At 59.7% G+C, this 5,659-nt stretch carries 3 protein-coding genes; 1 reads left to right on the forward strand and 2 read right to left on the reverse strand.

All coding sequences use genetic code 11. The features are described from left to right. The first annotated feature begins 97 nt into the window (after positions 1–97). Positions 98–1,924 (forward strand): right-handed parallel beta-helix repeat-containing protein, encoded by a 1,827-nt coding sequence (locus tag WB650_RS19705; RefSeq protein WP_423961708.1) that lies wholly within the window; start codon positions 98–100, stop codon positions 1,922–1,924. A gap of 300 nt (positions 1,925–2,224) precedes the next feature. On the opposite strand, the gene WB650_RS19710 is transcribed toward WB650_RS19705, so the two are convergent. Beyond that, positions 2,225–2,833, reverse strand: a complete 609-nt coding sequence (locus WB650_RS19710) for a DUF924 family protein (RefSeq protein WP_423961710.1) — start codon at positions 2,831–2,833, stop codon at positions 2,225–2,227. Between the two features lie 22 nt (positions 2,834–2,855). After that, positions 2,856–5,659 (reverse strand): AAA family ATPase (locus tag WB650_RS19715; protein WP_423961712.1); only part of this gene is annotated, 2,804 nt, incomplete at its 5' end.

A 5,659-nucleotide genomic window follows, 5' to 3' on the forward strand; every position in this document is an offset into this window, starting at 1 on the left:
ACACCCGGCAACGCAAATCGCGATGCGCTCTTGCTTTAAGAGGGCGCTTTGTTAGCTATAGCTGGCGACTGATAACCGGTTACGGTCCGAGGGCTTGATGAGCCGAGCCGTATCAGAAATAGCCCACCGCGGCCGGCATCTCGCATCGGCGTGGACGACCACGACCGCGATTATGACCGTCGCGGCCGTCCTCATGCTGGCGCTTTTCAGCGCCTCACCCGCTTCGGCGACCACTCGCACTGTTACCAATACCGACGACAGCGGCGCAGGCTCGCTGCGCCAGGCGATTTTGGATGCCGATACCGCTAACACAGGTGACACAATCATGTTTAGCGTCACGGGCACGATCACGCTGACCAGCGGCGTGCTTGAGATTCAACATTCCCTGACGATCACTGGTCCCGGCGCGTCCAGCCTGGCGATCAGCGGGAACGGCTCCTCTCGGGTCTTCATGGTTGACTCGGGCGCGACAGTCTCGATCTCGGGCCTAACCATCGAGGACGGCTCCTCGTTCAGTGGTACCAACGTCGGTGGCGGCATCTACACCTTTGGCACGCTGAGCGTGACCAACTGCACATTCTCCAACAACTCCGCTGTCGGTGGCGGCGGTCTCGGTACGGAGCCCGGCAGCACAGTGACCGTGACCAATTGCACCTTCTCGGGCAACACCGCTGACTATGGCGGCGGCATCATCAACTACGCCACCATGACCGTGACCAACAGCACCGTATCCAACAGTTCTGGTGGCGGCGGCATCGACAACGACGCCGGCGGCACCATGACCGTGACCAACAGCACGGTCTCCGGCAATTCCAATGTCCCCAATGGCGCTGGCATCCAGAACTACGGCAACACGCTGACCATCACCAACAGCACGATCTCCGGCAACTCAGCGGATAACGATGCTGACACCAGCGACGGCGGCGGCGTCTACGTCGGCAGCGGCACCTCGATCGTGTCCTTCAGCACCATTTCCGGCAACGTGGCGAGCGGCGCTGGCGGCGGCATCTTCGTCGACTCAGGGGCAACAGCAATCGTCAAGAATACGATCGTTGCGAATAGCACAAACGGAGATTGCAGTTCTTCTGGAACATTCACTTCCGACGGTCACAACCTATCCGACGATACGAGCTGCAACAGCGACTTTAGTGGAACCGGGGACCTGAGAGACACTGCCGCCGGGCTCGATCCGGATGGCCTGAAGGACAACGGCGGTCCTACCCAGACGATCGCGTTGCTGTCGACCAGTGCTGCCATCGATAAGGTCCCGAAGACCCCGACAAACTATTGTACCGATGCCAACGGAAACCCCATTACCGCCGACCAGCGGGGCGAGTCCCGACCGGCTCCTGGACATACCGCGTGCGACATCGGCGCGTTCGAGTACGGCGACCCGACACCCACTCCTACGCCAACCGCCACTGCGACGGCCACTGCAACAGCCACGCCGACCAGAACAGCGACTCCGACTGTCACGGCGACGGCTACAGCAACCGCGACTGCCACCAACACCGCCACTCCTACCTCAACGCCGACGCCGGTCGAGGGCAAGCTCAAGGTTTCTCCCAAGACACTCAAGTTCGGCACCGTCACCGTGAATCAAGCGGTGTCGAAGATGGTCACGGTCACCAATGCCGGCAAAATCAAAAAGAAGCATCAGCCGCTGCCGATTCTGATTGAGATGGAGAGCGTCAATGGCATGCCGACGCCGTCGCCATTTTCGGTCACGACCCAATGCGACGACGATAACCTGATGCCGAGCGGGAAAGGCATACCGAAGAGCGAGACGATGTGCACGATCGCGGTGCAGTTCAAACCGACCGAGGCGGTGTCATATTCCGGGACGCTGACGATCTCCGACAACCTCGAACCGAGTGAAATGCAGACGGTTCAAATGACAGGAAAAGGCAAAGCCACGAAGTGATGGCCCGAAATCGCCGCCGTCCTCTCACGCGCCATCGGCCCGCTCACGGGCTGTCTCTCAGCGCCGAAAGTCGCGGGCTCCTTTATCGTTTGATAAAATCGGCATCATGCCGAATCACCCCATAAGCGTTTCCTTAGTCGATCAATTGGAGGCAGAAGCGCCCGCGCATTCTACCGATCACAGAGCGCGACGATAGGTTCGTTATCATCAAATCGCAGAAGGTCATTTAGCTGACGCGGCTTGCTCGCATTCCCGCAGCGGGCGCAAGCGGCAGCGTATCGGTACGGCCGGCGATGGTAGTCACCTCCACTTCTGGTCTTTCAGAAAGTTCATTTCTTCCTGGGTGGATTGTCTTCCGAGGGCGTGGTTTCGACCTGGGAACCTTCCAAATCGCCGGAATACTTCCAGATGCTGCTCCGCATGCTGGAGAATTTCGGTGTAATCGCGATTTTCCGAGACCAGCTCGGACGTGAGCTGCACCGACTCCAATTGATCATTCAGATTTTCGCTATGTTCGAGCGGAAGGTACAAGAACATCCGCATTATCGGCGACAAGTCCCGGTCAAATCCGGATGCTATAGCGTGGCGGGTTAGTTCACGCGCCTTTGCGTCGGTTGCGAACGCTCGTGCCGTGTCGCGGAACATGTTGCGCGGGAATTGATCGAGCAGCAGAACCAGCGCGAGACAACTTCGTGGGCCGTTCTTCCAGTCCTCAAGACGTCCGTGTGCGGCATCTTCGTAGCTGGCAAGGAACCGCGTCGTACAAAGCCGGTCGAATTCCGGAGTCGGAAAAAACCAGCGCGATTGAAACATGCTTTCCCTGGAACCCGGTTCGTCCGCAAACCAAAAGCGCAGGACCGTCTCAGCATCCGACGCAGCATTTTGACCCTCATCCCGAGCTTCTCTCACGACGATACCTCGCTTCAATCAACTACCCTCGTAACTCTTCCATCAGTGCCTTGGCGTCCTTCAGATCCGCAGTGTCGAAACCTTCGGTGAACCAGTCGTAAATTTCGGCGAGCATCGATCGCGCGTCGTCTCGATTGCCTTGTCTCGCCAGCAGGCGAGCGAGACTGGTCGATGCGCGCAGCTCCCATGACTTCGCATGCTGCTTGCGTGAAATTTCGATCGCGTCGCGGAAAGATTGCTCTGCTTGCGAAGCGTTCGAAGCACTCTGAGCCAGCATCAGTTCGCCCCGCAGGCGACGGAGCTCCGCTGCATAGTATTGTTGGCCGGTTTTCTCGATGAACTCGAATGACTCGTCGACGATGCGGAGAGCCTCATCGGAACGGCTGAGCCTTCCCAGCGCGGTGGCGACAAAGGCGAAATACCGGTCGCTGATATACTCGGAGCCGGCGGCCTTCAATTCCGACATATGAAGTCTCATGCGCGCGATGCCGTCTTCGAGGTCGCCGGCCAGCGCATCTGCCCATCCGAGATAGATTTCGCTCAGGACGCGGCCCGTGAAGTAGCCCGATTCGGTCGCTAGTAGCAGCCTTGCTGTTGCCCTCGCTCTCATCTGCTCAGGTTCGCGACGCAGCTCGTAAATGTAGGTGGCGAATCCGTGTATGTCCGCCATCATCGTCTTCGGCCCGGAATGCGCGATTGCGGTTGCGATGTTCATACGCTCGAGTGCGCGATCCGGATAACCAAGGAACCACAGGTTCCATCCCGAGAGGATGCGGTTGTTTTGCCGAGTCCCCGAACGCCACTCGAAAGCCCGGGCTTCGGTCATCTGCTCGGCGCGCTGCGGGGTCGGGCCGATGGCCGGCTTCGCGATGGATTCCACCAGCGTCCACGCCCGATCGAGACCAACGGCTGCGTGCTCGAAGTCGCCCGAAACCATCTTGGCGTACGCCCACCAGTTCGCCGCTTCGGCAATATATTCGGCTCTCCCGTGTTCTTCGGCTCGTGCAACCAACTCGGCGCCTATCGCCTCGGCCTTGCGGACATCGGGACGGAGTTGTTGAACGAAAAAAATTCCGAAGAGTGCCGCCCAAGTCTTTTGCCGGTTGAGCTCCGACCGCTGGCAAAGCTCGAGTGCGCGCGCCTGCGACTGCTCGAAGTCAGGCGAGCTGAAACCTTTGCTATCCCCCAACGGCCCGACCACTTCGATCCTGAGGTCCAGTTCCAGTTCGGCGCGCCGGTCGTCGTCGGGGAGCTTGTGCAACTGCTCAAGCCCCTTCTCAAACTGTGCGACCGCTTCGGCGCTGGAGCCGAGGTCGGCGCATTGACGGATAGCGCGCAGGCAATATTTCACCGCCTTGGCCGGATTGCCGCTGCGCGCATAGTGATGGGCCAGCTTGGCAATGTGGTCGTCGAGGCTGTCGGCATAGGTGGATTCCAGCGCCGCGCCGATTCGCTCGTGCAGCATGCGGCGGCGTTCGTTAAGCACCGAGTTGTAGGCGACATCATGGGTCAGCGCGTGCTTGAAGGTGTACTCGAGGTCGCCGACCGTGGGCTGCTCGTAGATGAACTCGGCGAGCTGGAGTTCGGATAGCATCCTCTCTATTACCTCGCCCGTTATTTCACGGGAGAGGACGCCGGCCGCATCGCGGCCGATAGGTGCGGGTTCTGCGCTCGGTTCCTGGTCCAGGACTTTGCTGATGAGTGCGAATTGGAACTCAGTACCGATGACCGCGAGCGTCTGAAGCAGATCTTTGTTATCCGGCGCGAGCCGGTCGATGCGCGCCGCGAGAATAGCCTGCACGGTCGGCGGTATCTTGAGCTCGTCAAGCGACTTGGTGAGTTTCACCGTTCCGTTGCGCACCAGCGCGCCCTCATCGAGCAACACCTGCACAGTCTCTTCCATGAAAAACGGGTTGCCCTCGGTTTTTTCAGTAATGAGTTTCTTAAGCGCTGCTAGTTCCGGGCTGTCACCGAGCAGCGCCGAGAGCATCTCGTCGGCGCTGTTCTTGCCGAGCGGATCGAGCCGCAACTGCGTGTAGTAAGTCTTGTTACCCCACTCGTGGCGGTACTCGGGCCGATAGTTGAACAGCAGCAGGATGCGCGCGGTGCCGATTGAGTCGGCGAGCAGGTTCAAGAATCCCTGCGTTTCGTTGTCGATCCAGTGAAGGTCTTCGAAAATCACAATCAGCGGCTGGTTCAGGCTTTCGCGCAGCAGGATGCGCTTGATCGCGTCGAGCGAACGGCGCTTGCGAGTCTGCGCTTCGACCTCGGCAACCTGGCTGTTCTCATCAGTCAAGCCGAGCAGACCATAGAGGTACGGCAGCGCGTCCTCCAGCGAGCGGTCGAGCGCGAGTAGCCGCCCTGTCACCTTCTCACGTCGCGTCCGCTCGTCATCTTCGGGAGTGATCTTGAAGTAGTTCCACAACAGGTCGATCACAGGCAGGAACGCGGAAGCCTTGCCGTGCGAGACCGAGAATGCCTCCAGCACCATCCAGCCCGACTGCGAGACCGCTTTGAACTCGAAGAACAGGCGCGACTTGCCGACCCCGGCCTCGGCCATCGCTGCGACAATCTGCCCGTGTCCAGCCTTGGCCTGATCCGCCGCACGCTTTAACGATTCCATTTCTGCCTGCCGACCCACGAATTTCGACAACCCGCGCCCTGCCGAGCGTTGCAGCCGGGTTCGCAGAGGCCCGAGACCGATCACCTCGTAAACGTTGACCGGCTCGTTCACGCCTTTGATTCGGGTCGGTCCAAGCGGCTTGAGCTGAAAGTATCCTTCGACCAGTTTGCGCGTCTGCTCGCTCACCGCGACGGTCCCGGTTC

The organism is Binatus sp. (SeqCode) (assembly GCF_049584895.1).
Lineage (GTDB): Bacteria > Desulfobacterota > Binatia > Binatales > Binataceae > Binatus.

Coding starts and splice junctions, on each gene's coding strand:
- WB650_RS19705 (WP_423961708.1), top strand. CDS start 98: ATGAGCCGAGCCGTATCAGAAATAGCCCACCGCGGCCGGCATCTCGCA.